Consider the following 15,523-nt stretch of genomic DNA (forward strand, 5'->3'; position numbering starts at 1 on the left):
TTGTCAAGTATTTGACAAAAGATACCGACAGGAGTATACTATACTTGCGTTTTGAGACGTAAATTTACTTGGAGGTCGATGAAATGGCGAATCGTATTGTTCTAAACACAGTTTCGTATCACGGCAAGGGCGCGATCGCAGAAATTGCCACGGAGATACGGGCAAGAGGGTATAAGAAGGCATTTGTCTGTTCTGACCCAGATCTAATCAAATTCCAGGTAACAAAAAAGGTCACGGACGTGTTGGAGCAGGCGTCCATCGCGTATGAGATTTACTCGGATATCAAACCCAATCCCACCATTGAGAATGTGCAGCACGGTGTAGCTGCCTTTCATGCCTCTGGGGCAGACTGCATCGTTGCCATTGGCGGCGGTTCATCCATGGATACGGCCAAGGCGATTGGAATCATTGCAGAAAACCCTGAATTTGCGGATGTCCGGAGCCTGGAGGGGGTGGCGCCCACAAAGAATCACGCGGTCTTTACCATCGCAGTCCCAACGACAGCGGGAACTGCGGCGGAGGTGACCATCAACTACGTTATCACGGATGTGGAGAAGAAACGGAAGTTTGTCTGTGTTGACACCCACGATATACCAGAGATCGCGGTAATTGATCCCGATATGATGGCCAGCATGCCAAAGGGATTGACCGCGGCCACCGGCATGGATGCGCTGACCCATGCCATTGAAGGCTACATCACAAAAGGCGCGTGGGAAATGACGGATATGTTCCATCTGAAGGCGATTGAGCTTATTGCAGAGCATCTGCGCGGCGCTGTGAACAACACGCCGGAGGGCCGGGAGGGCATGGCGCTGGCTCAGTATGTGGCGGGCATGGGCTTCTCCAATGTGGGACTGGGGATCGTACACAGCATGGCCCACGGCTTAGGCGCTCTGTATGACACGCCACACGGTGTGGCCAATGCGATTCTCCTTCCCACCATCATGGAGTACAACGCACCGGCGACAGGCGACAAATATAAGAAGATTGCCGCGGCTATGGGAGTCAAGGGCGTGGAAACCATGACACAGGAGGAATATCGAAAGGCTGCTGTAGACGCAGTTCGGCAGCTATCAGCCGATGTGGGAATCCCCGCGGATTTGAAGGATATCGTGAAGCGGGAGGATGTAGATTTCCTGGCAGAATCCGCTTATGCGGACGCCTGCCGTCCGGGAAACCCTCGGGATACAAGTGTCGAAGAGATCAAGGCGCTCTATCTTAAACTGATGGAATAACCCCGCTTGACCGAACATTTATGTATAAAATCGGCAGAGAGTGAACGTTTATGTCACTTTCTGCCGATTTTTTGCACACAGAAAAACGTTTGCGTTCCGCAAACGTTTCTATTCTTCCTTTCGAAGCTTTACCACGTTGGCAGCACTGCGCCGCCGGGAATCTTCAATCTGCGCATAGTGCTTTCGCGTCGTATTGACGTCCTTGTGGCCTAGGACATCCGCTACGAGATAGATATCGCCTGTCTCATTGTACAGCTCCGTTCCATAGGAGCTGCGCAGCTTATGGGGCGATATATTTTTTAGCTGGGTTACCGTCTGCGCGTACTTTTTCACCAGGTTTTCAACCGCACGGACGGTGAGCCTGCTTTTTTTCAGCGACAAAAAGAGGGCATCCTCATGGCCTTCCAGCGGGAGAATCTGTTTTCTCTGTTCTAGATAGTCGCGGAGGGCCTGTTCGACCTCATCCCCAAAATAGAGTATGGACTCATTGCCACCTTTTCGCACAATCCGCAGTCCATTATTCTCAAAATCAATATCTGTCAGATTCAGGCCGACACATTCGGAGACCCGCATCCCCGTCCCCAAAAGCACAGAGATCAGCGCAAGGTCCCGGACGCGGGTGTGTTCGTGATAGACCCGCTGATGCTTCGTCAGCTTATCGCCGGATTCCACTTCGTCCAACAGTCGGGCAATCTCGTTCACGTCCAGCCGAATAATATTTTTATCGTGGATTTTGGGAGTGCTGACCAGCATGGCCGGGTTGCCCTTAATTTTTTCTTTTTTATAAAAATACTTGTAGAGGCTGCGGACAGCGGAGATCTTTCGCGCCTTCCCCCGTTCTCCATTCTGAAACTCCTCCACGGCGCCGTCCTCATCCGGTTTTTCATAGTAGGAGAGATAATCGAGAAACATCTCGATCTGCTGGGCACTGACCCCATCCAGATCCTCCAGGGTGATATCGTGGATGGTCTTGCCGGAGAGGGAGGGGATGTACTCCAGGAGGAAGGAAAAAAAGATGCGCAGATCATGGGCATATCCCAACCGAGTCTTTTCCGCCGTTGTCGGTTCAATTCCGCGAAAGTACTCAAAACAAAATTCCGGCAGCTGAAACAGAAGCTCCCGCAGCTTTTTAATGTCGTTTTTCTTTTGTTCCTCATGATAGTCCATGGTCGGTGTTCCACCCCTTTATGTCAGAATTCCGTATTGCCCGGAATATCCGCTCCGTTGTTCCGGAATTCTCTTTATTCCACTGGCGAAGCATATCCTTGGCATACTCTCGTTTGGTAAATCCGTTGGCCGGGCAGGGATTGTGCAGGATGGGCAGTTTCATGGATCGGGCAAAGGAGATAAGATCAGACTCCGGAGTGAAGAGCAGGGGGCGGATGGAGTAGAGTTCCATTCGATCCCAATGGGTCACAGGGGAAAAGGTATGGATCCGCCCCTCGTAGAGAAGACTCATGATAAATGTCTCCACCACATCCTCCATATGATGGCCAAGCGCCACTTTATTGCAACCTAGCTGTTTGGCCGCTTCGTTGAAGGATCCCTTGCGAAGCTTAGCGCAGAGAGCGCAGGGATTCTTTTCCTTACGAATCTCAAACACGATTTCTCCAATGTCTGTCGGAATCACCGTGTAGGGGATCTGATAGTCTGCCATCAGCGCCGCCACATCGGAAGCGTCGAAACCATCAAATCCCAGGGATACCGTAAAGGCGTGGAGTTCAAATTTCTTCGGATAGAAGCGCTGAAGCCCCTTCAATGCCAGCGCCAGGCTTAGGCTGTCCTTCCCGCCAGAAACGCCGATGGCGATGAAATCGCCATCCTCGATCATGTGAAATTCATCCACAGCCTTCCGGGTATAGCTCAACAATTTCTGATAGGTCATTAATACTGTTTCCCCCAGTAAACCTGGTGTTTGGCCGGTTTGCCGCAGCATACGCATACATCGGAGAGATGCTCTTCCACAAAGGGAATACAGCGGGATTTCACTCCGCCAGTCTCATCTTTGATCTTGTCTTCACAGGCGGAATCTCCACACCACATGGCTTTGATAAAGCCCGGGCGATTTGCGGCGATATCCAAAAACTCATCATAGGTCCTCGCAACATAGGTTTTCGCCTGCAAATTGGCAAGCGCCCTCTCATAGAGACCGTCGTGAACCAACGCCAATGCCCGGGCAATTTCCGCCTCCAACTCATGGAGGGAGACGAAGAGCTTCTCCCGATTGTCCCGGCGGACAAGGACGCACTGATTCTTTTCTATATCTTTAGGGCCGATCTCCAGTCGAAGGGGGACACCTTTCATCTCGTACTCGCTGAATTTCCATCCAGCCGACTGGTCGCTGGCGTCAAGCTTGACACGGAAAGTCTCCGACAGCCGGTCCGCAATCTCTCTCGCCTTTTCCAACACGCCCTCTTTATGCTGTGCAATGGGGATGATTGCGACCTGGATGGGAGCGACCTTCGGCGGCAGGACCAATCCGTTGTCGTCGCCGTGAACCATAATCAGCGCACCGATCATGCGGGTGGAAACGCCCCAGGAAGTCTGATGGGGATACTGGAGGGTGTTATCCCTTCCCGTGAAGGTTATGTCGAAGCTTCTGGCAAAGCCATCTCCAAAGTAGTGGGATGTGCCGCCCTGAAGCGCGACGCCGTTGTGCATCATCGGTTCAATGGTATAGGTCTCCATGGCGCCGGCAAACTTTTCCTTTTCTGTTTTACGCCCGGTTACAGCCGGTATTGCCAAAGTCTCCCTGTAGAAATCTTCGTAGACTTTCAGCATACGGAGGGTTTCCTCCCTGGCCTCCTCGGCTGTCTCATGCATAGTATGGCCTTCTTGCCATAAAAACTCGGAGGATCGGAGGAATGGGCGGGTTGTTTTTTCCCAGCGGACGACAGAACACCATTGATTGTACAGTTTCGGCAGATCGCGATATGAATTGATGATCTTAGCATAGTGCTCACAGAACAACGTTTCCGATGTAGGACGGACGCAGAGCCGTTCTGTCAACGTCTCGGATCCTCCCTGGGTAACCCAGGCAACCTCCGGGGCAAAGCCCGCCACATGATCCTTTTCCTTCTGCAATAAACTTTCCGGTATGAACATGGGCATGTATACATTTTCATGTCCGGTTTTTTTAAAACGGCGGTCCAGGTCCTGCTGTATATTCTCCCAGATTGCATATCCATATGGTCGAATGACCATGCATCCTTTAACGCTTGAATAGTCCGTTAATTCCGCCTTTTTGATCACATCTGTGTACCATTTTGCGAAGTCTTCGTCCATTGCGGTGATGGCTTCCACCATCTTTTTCTGTTGTTCCGCCATTGTATATTGTCACCATTCCTTTTTTGTGAGGATTTTCATAAGTCCAGCATTTCCTCAGATATGGACTTATGTACTTTATCATACCATCATTAAGGCAAAAAATCAACGATTAATGCCGTCAGACGAGAGAAACTTTATCATTTCCGGCGCAAACGGCAAATTCTTCTTTTCATTCCGGAGAAGGTGTGGTATGCTTAGAGAGGAATCTTGGTTCCGAAAATTAGTAAAAGGAGTCGTTACCATGAATGTAACCAGTGATCAGACGAAAAAGATCACCAAAGGCGTCATTATTTTAGTGATTGTGGCGCTAGTCGTGTTTATAGTCTTAAATTCCTTTACAACCGTCCCGGCGGGGCACACAGGCGTCGTGACAAAATTCGGCGCGGTCAGCGACACGGTTTTGGAGGAGGGGCTTCATTTCAAAATTCCGTTTATTACCCAAGTTATCTACATCGATAATCGAGTTTTGAAAACGGAGGTCTCATCCAGCAGCGCTTCGAAAGATCTCCAGACGGTGGAAAGCACCATCGCCCTTAACTACCGAGTCAACAAGACTAATTCCACATCCCTGTATAAAAACGTGGGCACGGATTTTGAAAATGTTATCATCAATCCGGCGATCCAGGAGTGTGTCAAGGCCGTGACGGCTCAGTATACCGCTGAGGAGCTTGTGACAAGCCGGCAGGAAGTCGGAGACCGTATGCGAGAGTTGCTGAGTGAAAAGATAACACCCTATGGATTGAATATTGAGATCTTTAACATCATAAGCTTTGATTTCAGCGAGGAATTTAATGCCGCCATTGAGGCGAAGCATACGGCTCAGCAGAATGCGCTGAAAGCGGAACAGGATCTCGCCCGCGTCAAAGTCGAGGCGGAGCAGCAGATTGAGCAGGCAAAGGCGGAGGCGGAAAGCTACCGATTGAAAAATCAGGAGATCACCAAGGAAACTCTGTTGATGGAATGGATCAATAAGTGGGACGGAAAGCTGCCCGCGGTTTCTGGCAGTGGGGATACCATTCTGGATATCACAGATATTCTGAATGACTCCACGCTGAGCAGCTATTCCAGCGGAACGGAGACCCCATCTCCGGAAACTCCCGTACAGGATGAGGACATATCGACGGCGGAATAGAGTGGACCATATATTTTTGTGCATTTAAATGCATAAACTCCCCTTTTTAGGAGAATCTAACCATAGATTCCAAAGAAAGGGGTTATATGACCATGAACGCAACATCAAGCACTCCGTCACTCGAAGGGACCCAAACGGCTACAAACCTAATGAAAGCCTTCGCAGGTGAGTCCCAGGCGCGCAACCGCTATACATTTTATGAAAAAATCGCGCGCCAAGAAGGGTATATCCAAATCGCAAATATCTTCCATGAGACAGCGGCCAACGAGGAATCTCATGCAAAGCGCTTTTTTATCTTTTTGAATGACGGGGGTCTGAATCAAAAGACCGTCGACATCGGCGCGGATTTTCCCGTGGCTCTCAACGACACCCTGACGAACCTAGTCTCCGCCTCCCAAGGAGAACATGAAGAATGGCATGACCTGTACCCGGAATTTGCTAAAGTTGCAGACGAAGAGGGCTTTCCCATCATCGCCGCTACATTCCGCAATATCGCAAAGGTGGAACAACACCATGAGGAACGGTTTCTTACGCTGGCCGACAATATGAAAAACGATCAGGTATTTCGCAAAGACGCGAAAGTGGCCTGGATCTGCCAGGTGTGTGGCTATATCCATGAGGGGGAGGAAGCCCCCAAGATCTGTCCCGCATGCCAGCACCCGCAGGGCTTTTACAAACTCTGGGTTCGGGATTATTAATCGCATCTTTTCCCCCACCTCTTCTGCTCTTTTACGCGGGGAGAGCGGTAGGGGAGTGGAAAAAAGGCTGACAGCGCCCCTTTCCGGCGCTTGCCAGCCTTTTTCCTATTATTTACATATAGCCGCCGCTATCCGGCCAGATCCACCAAATCTGGAGAGCAAAAGGCACCGTTGTCATATAACGTCTGATCGATTTCCAACACCATCTCTTTCTGGAATTCAGGGGCAGTCAAATTTTGGAGTGACTTTCGATTATTGTTGTAAAACTCCCTGGCGACAGAGGCAATCTGTTCTGTTCGTACATAATAATATTTATCATATTTTTGGCTGATCATAGAGCGGGTAAAGTCGCCTGTCACAAAAAAGGGTTGCCCATATCGCCAGCCTTTTTGATAATCCGGCCAGCACTGTAAGCCGTACCCGATTGTCGGGAAATTCGCTGCGTCCCGGGGAAGCACATATACGTCGCTTCCTTTTGGCAGCGTCAAAACAGGGGTGGCGTCACCGGGAGACTGATAGTACTCCACATCACAGGGCAGTGTAACCCTTTTATTATAGTCGGGGTCCACCAGCGGGCTTATGATGTCTGAGTAGTACTGTGACGTGTAAATGCTAAAATCCATATCAGTAAGGGGCGTCTCTGCGGCATAGGGTTCATTCTTTCCATTGTCTATGTAATTCTCCTTCAACTGGCTGCCAGAACCAGCCTTACAACCTGCGAATAGAAAAGAAAGAGCCATACTGATCAGGAGGAACCCGCAGATGGACACAACATTTTCAATTTTTGAGTTCATTCCTTGGACATCCTTTCTATGTACAAAGTACAGATTCAGACCACTTTCGAGAGTGGCTTTGATATAAGACTTCGTAAAACTTGCCTTTTACGAAGTCTTGTGGGTAGACCTCTTCCATCCCTGAGACCAGCTTTACGGAGCCACTTCAATTGGTCTGATTCAATTGATCTACCGAAATCATTTTTCCATCAGACCAGATACGCTCTAAATCATAAAACAATCGGGCTTCTTTATGGAATACATGGACAATGATTCGCCCAAAATCCATCAAAACCCAGGTTCCTTCCTGATATCCTTCGATATTGCTCACATAATATCCACTCAAGGCAAGTTTATCTTGTACCTCATCAATCAGGGCCTTAACGTGGTTCTGATTCTTTCCATGGGCAATCAAGAAATAATCAGCCAACACAGAAATTTCATGGATGTCTAAGATTTTAATGTCCTCACCCTGTTTATCATCCAAGGCTTCATAGGCAATTCGGGCCATGGCAGCCGATATGGCTAAATCCTTGTTGATGTCATCCTGCTTCATCACTGTTTTGTTCCCTCCTTCAAACTTCATAATCAAACTTTTATACGGTCTGCGAATGCCTTCCTCGCAGCAGATCCTCCAGTGTTTCCTGGGTTAAAGGGTGTATCGCTTGTTTTTTCTCTTTCAAATAGGAGATGGTCTGTTCCAGAATGAGGATACAGCCCTTATCCAAGTCCGCAAAAGTCCGCTCGCGGGCTGTTTCCAGCCCTTGAAAGGGCTTTCGGTTGGGCTCGATATAATCAGCGGAAAAGATGATCTTCTCCAGAGTGGACATGTGAGGCCGTCCCGTGGAATGGTATCGTATGGCGGTATAGATCTCCTCCGGAAGCCCTGGATACGCCTCTCTTGCCAAAACTGAACCGGCAAAAGCATGTAATAGAGAAATGTAGCGCTCATTCGGATGAAGGTCAATGGCGTTTTTCCGGCAGATGTCCAGCAAATCCTCATCGGTCCGATTCTTCGCCATATCGTGGAGCAAGGCCGCGATGGAAGCCTTCTCCGGGGATTCATCATGGAGGCGGGCTAGGGCAACGGCGGTGGATTCCACGCCGAGAGTGTGAGTAAACCGTTTGGGTTTCAATGTCTTCGCAAGCATCTCCATAATCTGCCCGCGCAGTTCCTCGTATCCCCACTGTCCAATTCGATCGAATGCTTGCAAGACGATTCCTCCTATGTGGCACTGGTACGCCCATACAGCGCATGTTTGTAAATATAGTTCTCCACGCTCTCTGGCAATAGATATTTGATTGGCCGGTCCTCCCGCACCCGCTGCCGGATATCGGAGGACGATATGGAGAGCGCAGGGACCTCCAAAAAATGTAGGTGATCCCCGAAATCCTTGCCCAGCTTCTCCACCCTTTCCGACAACTCTTTTCGGTGATAGCCGGGGCGTGTAGCCGCCACGAAAGTACAGCTGCTTAAAAGGTGTTCCGCATTTTTCCATGTCAGAATTTCATGAAATGCGTCCGCCCCCGTAATGAAAAAAATCTCGGTGTTGGCGGGATAAATTCCCTTTAGCTCTTCAATGGTATCCACGGTGTAGGTAAATCCAGTCCGTTCAATTTCAATCCGCGATACATAAAAAGCTGGATTCGTCTCCGTCGCCAACATCGTCATCAGATACCGGTCTTCCGGGTGTGTAACCTCCGACTGCTTTTTATGGGGCGGATGTCCTGTCGGGACGAATAGAACTTGCCCGATATCATACTGATGGCGGACCGCCTCCGCCGTAACCAGATGTCCATAATGAATCGGATCGAAGGTACCGCCCATAACCGCAATCTTCAGAGGTTTGCTAAAATAAAAGCTCGTATAGGCGGCGCCTGATTCTCGATAGGTATGCATAGCAGCAGTGAGACTGAAGTATCCGTTCTCCAGTCTGTCCCTCCTCTTTATTTGGGCAGCTCAATCTTGGGATTCTTCTTCTTTTGGCGATAGAGAAGAATCTTGTGACCAATAACCTGAACCGGCTCAGAGTGAGTCCGGGAAGAAATGATCTCTGTCAGTGCGTGTATGTCGTCAAAACAATTCTTCAGCACCGTGATCTTGATCAGTTCCCGCGCTTCCAGCGCATCGTCCAGCGCCTTGACAACCTCCGGCGATGCCCCCTGCTTTCCAATTTGAAATATAGCATCCATGTCGGAGCCCAGCGATTTGAGGTATGCCCTCTGTTTTGATGTCAGCATGTTTTTCTGCTCCTTTTATCCGTCATGTATTTATGGGTAATACTCAAATGCAATATCCGCAACTTCAACCGTATCGCCCTCCGAAATTCCCATCTCCTCCAAGCGCTTGATCACGTGTCGGTCTCGCAGGAATTTCTGAAAGAAGTCGAATCCCTTTTCTGATTCCAGATTCGTATACCCGAGCATCTTATCGATGGGGGCACCGGAAATCCGATACAAGGCTTCTGAGAGCTTTTCTACCAGAATCCCATCCCCCTCCTCTTCCTCGAGGCGAGGCTCATCAATGAAATATTCCCGCTCAAAAACAATGGGTTCCGGGTCCATCTGATCCCGCAGTTTGACGACATGATGTAATAGCGCCTCGATTCCCTTTCCCGTAGCCGCAGAAATGGGGAACAGGGCGTACCCTTTCTCCTGGCAGTATGCGGTCACCTCGTCCATAAAGATCTCGGAATCCGGCAGGTCCGTCTTATTGGCGGCAATGACCTGCGGCAGCGCCGCCAACTCCTGACTGTACAGAGCCAGCTCGCGATTAATGTTCTCGATATCGCTTACGGGGTCACGTCCATCTGTACCTGCCGTATCCACAATGTGGATCAGCACTCTTGTCCGCTCCAGATGCTTCAAAAATTCATGTCCCAGGCCGACGCCCTCCGCCGCGCCGTCAATAAGTCCAGGGATGTCCGCAATGACGAGAGATTTGCCATAGGAGAGGTCCACGACGCCTAGATTGGGCGACAGCGTTGTAAAGGGATAATTGGCGATCTTGGGCTTAGCGTTGGATACCCTCGCCAGAAATGTGGATTTTCCTGCATTAGGGTACCCCAACAGGCCCACATCCGCAATGACTTTCAGCTCTAAAATGACCCACAGACCTTTCCCCTCTTGACCCTGCTGCGCGTATTTGGGAATCTGCATCGTGGATGTGGCATAGTGCTGATTTCCCTTTCCTCCTTTGCCACCTCGCAGAAGAACCTCTTCCTCCCCCTCCTTCGCCATATCGGAAATCACAAGACGGCTTTCGGCCTCGCGGATGATTGTCCCCACCGGCACGTGAATCACCAGATCGTCTCCCTTGCGGCCGGAACAATTTTTTCCGCTTCCATCCCGGCCGGACTCCGCTCTGTACATCTTGCGATTGCGAAAATCGGAAAGGGTGTTGAGGCTGGAATCCGTCGCAAATATAACGTCGCCCCCCTTGCCGCCATCGCCTCCGTCAGGGCCGCCATTCGGCAGATATTTCTCTCTGCGAAAGGAGGCGCACCCATTCCCGCCTTTGCCGGACTCAATATAGATCTTGACTTCATCTACAAACATGGTATCTTCGCCCATCCTTTCCAAGATTCCTTTTCTTTCGTTTTATACAATACAATCGCTCACTGCGCGGCCGGCGCGCATAATCGCTCACGCGATTATTATACCACACTTTCCAGAAAAAAAACAGGTTCCAAATAAAAGCTTATTTGAAACCTGTCTCATCGGTTTACATCGCCTGCTCAACAGGATAGACGGAAACCTGTTTCTTGTCCCGTCCTTTTCTTTCAAACTTCACTCTTCCATCGATCAGGGCAAACAGTGTATCGTCCTTGCCAATGCCGACGTTGGTTCCAGGGTGGATCCTGGTCCCTCTCTGGCGATATAGGATATTCCCCGCCTTGACAACCTGTCCATCGGCTCTCTTAGCTCCCAGGCGTTTGGACTCGGAATCACGGCCATTTTTGGTGGATCCGACTCCCTTTTTATGAGCGAAAAGCTGAAGATTCATCTGCAACATGGTGCGCACCTCCTTTATGGTTTCTGGCTGACTGCCACCTGCACATAGTCTTGTCCGTAGGTATCGCGGATGGATACCAGTCCCTGCAACAGCGCCCTCATGAGCAGCTCCGCGTCATGGCTGGCCTTAGAGACCCGCACTCCCGGAAGCTCCACCGCAAGAACGCCATCCTCCTCCCGACACACGATCTCCTCCCCTGCCAGCGTCTCCAGCGCATTGGCTGTATTGATCGACAGGGCCGAAACTGCCGCACAGACGATATCGTCCCCATCGGCATATCCGGCATGCCCCTCAATGGAGAAGCCCCAGAGTTGACCGCCGCAGTTCTCATAGAAACTGGCCATGATCATCAGGATATCCCACCTTCACGACAGACATTACGCATTGATGGCTTTGATTTTGACCTTCGTGTAGTATTGTCTGTGTCCCTGCTTCTTGTGATAGCCCTTTTTGGACTTGTACTTGTAGACGATGACCTTCTTAGCGCGGCCTTCCTCTACCGCCGTAGCAGATACCGTGGCACCCTCCACATAGGGACTTCCAACTTTCAATCCGGCATCGGTGGATACCATCATGATCTTGTCGAAGGTGTAGCCTTCCCCCTCAATGAGGCCCAGTTTTTCAACTGAAATTACGTCTCCTTCTTGTACCCGGTACTGCTTCCCGCCAGTTTCAATGACAGCGTACATTTTCCAGGCACCTCCTTTTCTTAAGACTCGCCGAATGTGGTATGTGCAGAATTGCATTGTACTATGCCTCTTACACAATTTGAACCTCTTCGTGCGGCAACATTCAAATGATACCATAGTTTGAGGGGGATGTCAATTTATTTCCGTGGTTTTTTACGAAATTCACCGATGATTCCTGGGAACTTGTCTAGGCTCAATCCCAAGTTCCCGCAGCATACCGTCTGGATGATTGAGAAATTGCCGCATCACCATATAATGCTCTGTCTCCTCATAGGAAACAAGGCGAATCTCATGCTGTTCAAGGGCATATAGCTCCGCTCCGGGCAGCGCCATTAAAATAGGCGAATGCGTTGCGATGATAAACTGGGCTCCCTGCGCGCTTAAATCATAGATCAGCTTTAAAAGTGACATTTGACGGGAGGGGGAAAGGGCGGCTTCCGGCTCATCTAGAATATAGAGTCCTTTTCCATTGAAACGGTTCATGACAAGGGCTAAAAAACTCTCCCCATGGCTTTTCTCATGGAGATGTCCTCCGTAACCTTCTAAAAACCCCTCCCCTCCGGGAGCGGCCTCTGCCAGACGATCCACCTCAGACGCAACGTTGTAAAAGCTCTCCGCCCGCAGAAAAAAACCATTTTGCGGGCGTCGAATTCCTTTTGACAGAACTAGACATTGATGCAGGGGCGAATGGGTTTCCTTTGTGGAAAAAGAAAAATTGGGAGAGCCTCCCTCTGGATTGAAGCCATATTTTACGGCAATCGCTTCTAAGAGGGTCGATTTCCCCGTTCCATTTTCCCCTACGAAAAAGGTGGTCCGGCTGTGAAAGTCCAGCGCATCCAGATTCTGAATGGCGGGAATCGATAAAAAATAGCGGTCCCCCGCTTCGCCCAATCGCTGCCGGTCGAGGCGGAGGCCGCTTATATACAGATCACTCAGCATCCTGGCATTTTGATTCCGGGGAGTGCTCAGCAAACGGGCACTCGACAATCTCCGGCCGAATCTTGTTGGGAGCCGCCCACCGAACAGCATTGTAGAGAATCTTCCGGATGTTTTCATTGTAATAGGAGTTGTTGGTTTCATGGCCCGGCTGTAAATAGAATATCTTGCCAGCTCCCCGTGTCCATGTACAACCCGACCGGAAGACTTCTCCGCTGCGGTACCAGCTGATAAAAATGACGTCATCTGGCTTCGGTATATCGAAGTACTCTCCGTACATCTCCTCAATGCCGAGATTAAAGTCAGACGGAATTCCTTCCGCAATAGGATGCCCTGGATTTACGTTCCACATGCGGCAGAACTCGTCAGCCCGCCACTGCAACGCGCCGGACGTTCCCCAGAGAAGGCGAAGGGGTTTCGACATATGAGCGGAGTGAAGGCCGATGAATCCCATTCCCATCAATACCCGCCGCTGCACCTTGGCGGCTATCTCGTCCGGCACCTTATCATGCGCCATGTGGCCCCACCATATAAGGACATCTGTAGTATCCAACACTTCGTCGGTCAACCCGCATTCCGGCATGTCCAGTGTCGCCGTCGTCACTTGGATTTCCGGATATTGCCCTAAAAACGAGGCAAGAGTTCCATGGATTCCCTGTGGATGGATTTTGCGGACCGTCTCCTCCTGAACTTCATGGACATACTCATTCCAAATCGTAACTCGAATCATAATGATACCCTCCTTGACCTTTCTATGTTACTATTCACATTGCATTATACGAGAGTTGCCGTCAGAAAGCAAGCTTTAATCGTAATTTTCCTCGTGATCTTCTAAAAATTCTTCATAGGATTGGCCTCCCGCCTCCAACTGGATGGAAACCTGCAGGGGAAGGCTTTTCTTCTGACGGCTGATTTCAACTAGCCCTAGGTTCGTCATTCCATGGATCGTCGTCCTGCGCGGATCGGAGTGGGTTGCCTTTCGCAGCAAATCCAGCAGCGCTGTTTTGTGCTCCTCGCGCCTCATATCGATAAAATCGACGACAATAATCCCTGAGAGATTGCGAAGCCGCATTTGACGGGCGATCTCCTCCGCCGCTGCACAGTTGGTGGAATATGCTAGCTCCTCAAAATCCATCCGGCCGGCGGGACTGCCACTGTTCACGTCAATAACCGCCATCGCCTCCGTCTGCTCAATGACGAGAAAGCCGCCCTTCCGCAGGGGGACTCGCTTGGCGAGCGCTCGCTGCAGTTGGGAGGTCAATTTATAAAATTCCTGGATTCCAAATCGCCCCTGATCATGATGGCAGACAATCCCGGTCAGTGCGGGATAGGTAGACTGTAACGCATCCTTCAACTGCCGGTAATACGCTGTGTCATCCACCACGATCTTCTGTATTGACCCCGTGGGAAGATTCTTGATATACGTCAACACAGGCGGCATGGGCTGATACAAAATACTTCCGCTGGTGGCGTACGGCGCTCTCCTTCGAATAGTCTCCCATTGCTTCACCAGCTCCTCGGCTTCCCGTTGGATATCCGCATCCGATTGCCCCTGGGCGTCCGTTCGAAGAATATAGCCCGTCTGCTTCAAATTGGGAAGGCAGGAGGCCAGCCGGTGTAGGCGGGCGCGCTCTTCCGGATTCTGAATTTTAGAAGACAGACTCACTCGCCTGTCGAAGGGCGTGAGCACAAGATATTTGCCGGACAGGGATATTTTTTCTGTCAACAGATATCCCTTATCCTGTGTCCCTTCCTTTACGATTTGAACCAACAATTCTTCACCGCAGGCCAGCTTGCGCCCCCCTCGCAAGGGCAAAAACCCAGATTTCCCGGCGCCGCAGTCTAAAAATGCTGCATGGAGAGTCAGGGACACTTCCTTTACCTTGCCGATACAGACTCGATCAATCACCGGAAGGCTATGGCGTGGAAAGACCTCATATTCAATCAGGCGCCCCTGCTCTAGAAGACCGACGGATAGGGTTTCGGCTCGGGCCTGGACGGTGATGATATACGTCGCTTCATTATGCTTCATCGCGCAAACGGTAGAAGCGGTAGAAGCCTCCCCTCCTCCTTCCGGTAGAGCTCCTCCCTCTCGATGGTCTCCGTATATGCCAGCTCAGGACGACCCGCTTCTTTCATAAGCCGATGGACCAACAGGTCCGGCTTCAAATTCTGTTCACTGCCACAGACGCACAAAAGCTCCATCGTTCCATCCTGGGAGATAGCGCAAGATTCAATGAGGGGCTTAATGTCCAGAGAAACCATCTGCTTGCGCCCATGTTTTTTCCCTAGCTTTTCCACGAGTATCGCATCCTGAGATAGCAGCTCTGCCAATCGAGATGCCCAATCAATACCTACCTGCGGTAACCCAATGGTATATCTCGCTGCGCAGACCTGCGCCATGGCGGCAGGTGTCCCCTCCGGTATCCTCTCGCACAGCGAGGCGTGGAGATGTTCCGGAAAATTTGCGTTCAATCGCGCCAGAATCTCCTTCTCCTCCATTTCCTTCTCAAGCTGCATCTCCATATACTCCCGAAGCCCGGTTGATCCAAGGGCTAGCGGATGGGCAAAGGACAGAAGGGGATGGGGGTTAAACCCCTGAGAATAGGCCAGCGGAATCTGTGCGCGCTTGAGAACGCGCTGAAAGGTCCGCAGCAGATCCAGATGCCCGATAAACTTTAGACGGCCGCTCTTGGAGAATTGAATCCGATATTTCAT

Annotated in this window: 19 protein-coding genes; 3 read left to right on the plus strand and 16 right to left on the minus strand. The window is 50.6% G+C overall.

Annotated features, from left to right (window positions below; all coding sequences use genetic code 11):
* Positions 1-83 precede the first annotated feature (83 nt).
* Entirely contained in the window at positions 84-1,235 is a 1,152-nt protein-coding gene (fucO, locus tag H8730_RS06470; RefSeq protein WP_177713487.1) for a lactaldehyde reductase, read from the plus strand.
* Between the two features lie 108 nt (positions 1,236-1,343).
* On the opposite strand, the gene H8730_RS06475 is transcribed toward fucO, so the two are convergent.
* Genes H8730_RS06475 through proS form a run of 3 tightly spaced genes read right to left on the minus strand, consistent with a single transcriptional unit; the run spans position 1,344 to position 4,562 of the window.
* On the minus strand, positions 1,344-2,402 hold the full coding sequence (locus H8730_RS06475; protein WP_177713488.1) for a tyrosine-type recombinase/integrase: 1,059 nt from the start codon (positions 2,400-2,402) through the stop codon (positions 1,344-1,346).
* Entirely contained in the window at positions 2,389-3,120 is a 732-nt protein-coding gene (locus H8730_RS06480) for a tRNA 2-thiocytidine biosynthesis TtcA family protein (protein ID WP_177713489.1), read from the minus strand. The genes H8730_RS06475 and H8730_RS06480 overlap by 14 nt, the downstream gene beginning before the upstream one ends.
* On the minus strand, positions 3,120-4,562 hold the full coding sequence (proS, locus tag H8730_RS06485; protein WP_177713490.1) for a proline--tRNA ligase: 1,443 nt from the start codon (positions 4,560-4,562) through the stop codon (positions 3,120-3,122). Before proS ends, H8730_RS06480 begins: the two co-directional genes overlap by 1 nt.
* A gap of 241 nt (positions 4,563-4,803) precedes the next feature.
* Here proS and H8730_RS06490 point away from each other — a divergent pair, with 241 nt between their 5' ends.
* Positions 4,804-5,694, plus strand: a complete 891-nt coding sequence (locus H8730_RS06490) for a prohibitin family protein (RefSeq protein WP_177713491.1) — start codon at positions 4,804-4,806, stop codon at positions 5,692-5,694.
* Positions 5,695-5,786: 92 nt separating this feature from the next.
* Complete coding sequence (gene rbr / locus H8730_RS06495) at positions 5,787-6,392, plus strand: rubrerythrin (RefSeq protein WP_177713492.1); 606 nt, start codon at positions 5,787-5,789, stop codon at positions 6,390-6,392.
* A 128-nt stretch (positions 6,393-6,520) separates the two neighbouring features.
* On the opposite strand, the gene H8730_RS06500 is transcribed toward rbr, so the two are convergent.
* The 13 genes from H8730_RS06500 to H8730_RS06560 all read right to left on the minus strand — a co-directional run bounded on the left by H8730_RS06500 (position 6,521) and on the right by H8730_RS06560 (position 15,523).
* The gene (locus H8730_RS06500) at positions 6,521-7,186 is read right to left on the minus strand and encodes a hypothetical protein (RefSeq protein WP_177713493.1); all 666 of its coding nucleotides are present in this window, start codon (positions 7,184-7,186) and stop codon (positions 6,521-6,523) included.
* A gap of 145 nt (positions 7,187-7,331) precedes the next feature.
* Positions 7,332-7,721, minus strand: a complete 390-nt coding sequence (gene rsfS / locus H8730_RS06505) for a ribosome silencing factor (protein ID WP_249289582.1) — start codon at positions 7,719-7,721, stop codon at positions 7,332-7,334.
* A 40-nt stretch (positions 7,722-7,761) separates the two neighbouring features.
* Entirely contained in the window at positions 7,762-8,379 is a 618-nt protein-coding gene (yqeK, locus tag H8730_RS06510) for a bis(5'-nucleosyl)-tetraphosphatase (symmetrical) YqeK (RefSeq protein WP_177713494.1), read from the minus strand.
* An 11-nt stretch (positions 8,380-8,390) separates the two neighbouring features.
* Positions 8,391-9,065, minus strand: coding sequence for a nicotinate-nucleotide adenylyltransferase (gene nadD, locus H8730_RS06515; protein ID WP_177713495.1), 675 nt, complete (start codon positions 9,063-9,065; stop codon positions 8,391-8,393).
* Between the two features lie 47 nt (positions 9,066-9,112).
* The gene (gene yhbY / locus H8730_RS06520) at positions 9,113-9,406 is read right to left on the minus strand and encodes a ribosome assembly RNA-binding protein YhbY (protein ID WP_346726561.1); all 294 of its coding nucleotides are present in this window, start codon (positions 9,404-9,406) and stop codon (positions 9,113-9,115) included.
* Positions 9,407-9,436: 30 nt separating this feature from the next.
* Complete coding sequence (gene obgE, locus H8730_RS06525; RefSeq protein ID WP_177713502.1) at positions 9,437-10,723, minus strand: GTPase ObgE; 1,287 nt, start codon at positions 10,721-10,723, stop codon at positions 9,437-9,439.
* A gap of 166 nt (positions 10,724-10,889) precedes the next feature.
* A complete protein-coding gene (rpmA, locus tag H8730_RS06530) occupies positions 10,890-11,180 on the minus strand; it encodes a 50S ribosomal protein L27 (RefSeq protein WP_177713496.1) in 291 nt (96 codons plus the stop codon).
* A 14-nt stretch (positions 11,181-11,194) separates the two neighbouring features.
* Complete coding sequence (locus H8730_RS06535; protein ID WP_177713497.1) at positions 11,195-11,530, minus strand: ribosomal-processing cysteine protease Prp; 336 nt, start codon at positions 11,528-11,530, stop codon at positions 11,195-11,197.
* Positions 11,531-11,557: 27 nt separating this feature from the next.
* The gene (gene rplU / locus H8730_RS06540) at positions 11,558-11,869 is read right to left on the minus strand and encodes a 50S ribosomal protein L21 (protein WP_177713498.1); all 312 of its coding nucleotides are present in this window, start codon (positions 11,867-11,869) and stop codon (positions 11,558-11,560) included.
* Between the two features lie 162 nt (positions 11,870-12,031).
* Positions 12,032-12,808 carry an AAA family ATPase gene (locus H8730_RS06545; protein ID WP_249289584.1) on the minus strand — a complete coding sequence of 259 codons (777 nt, stop codon included), beginning with the start codon at positions 12,806-12,808 and terminating at the stop codon, positions 12,032-12,034.
* On the minus strand, positions 12,798-13,535 hold the full coding sequence (locus H8730_RS06550) for a ThuA domain-containing protein (RefSeq protein WP_249289585.1): 738 nt from the start codon (positions 13,533-13,535) through the stop codon (positions 12,798-12,800). Before H8730_RS06550 ends, H8730_RS06545 begins: the two co-directional genes overlap by 11 nt.
* Before the next feature lie 75 nt (positions 13,536-13,610).
* On the minus strand, positions 13,611-14,837 hold the full coding sequence (locus H8730_RS06555) for a ribonuclease E/G (protein WP_249289586.1): 1,227 nt from the start codon (positions 14,835-14,837) through the stop codon (positions 13,611-13,613).
* Positions 14,834-15,523 carry a TIGR03936 family radical SAM-associated protein gene (locus tag H8730_RS06560; protein ID WP_249289587.1) on the minus strand — a complete coding sequence of 230 codons (690 nt, stop codon included), beginning with the start codon at positions 15,521-15,523 and terminating at the stop codon, positions 14,834-14,836. Before H8730_RS06560 ends, H8730_RS06555 begins: the two co-directional genes overlap by 4 nt.

The organism is Bianquea renquensis (genome assembly GCF_014384895.1).
Lineage (GTDB): Bacteria > Bacillota > Clostridia > Lachnospirales > Bianqueaceae > Bianquea > Bianquea renquensis.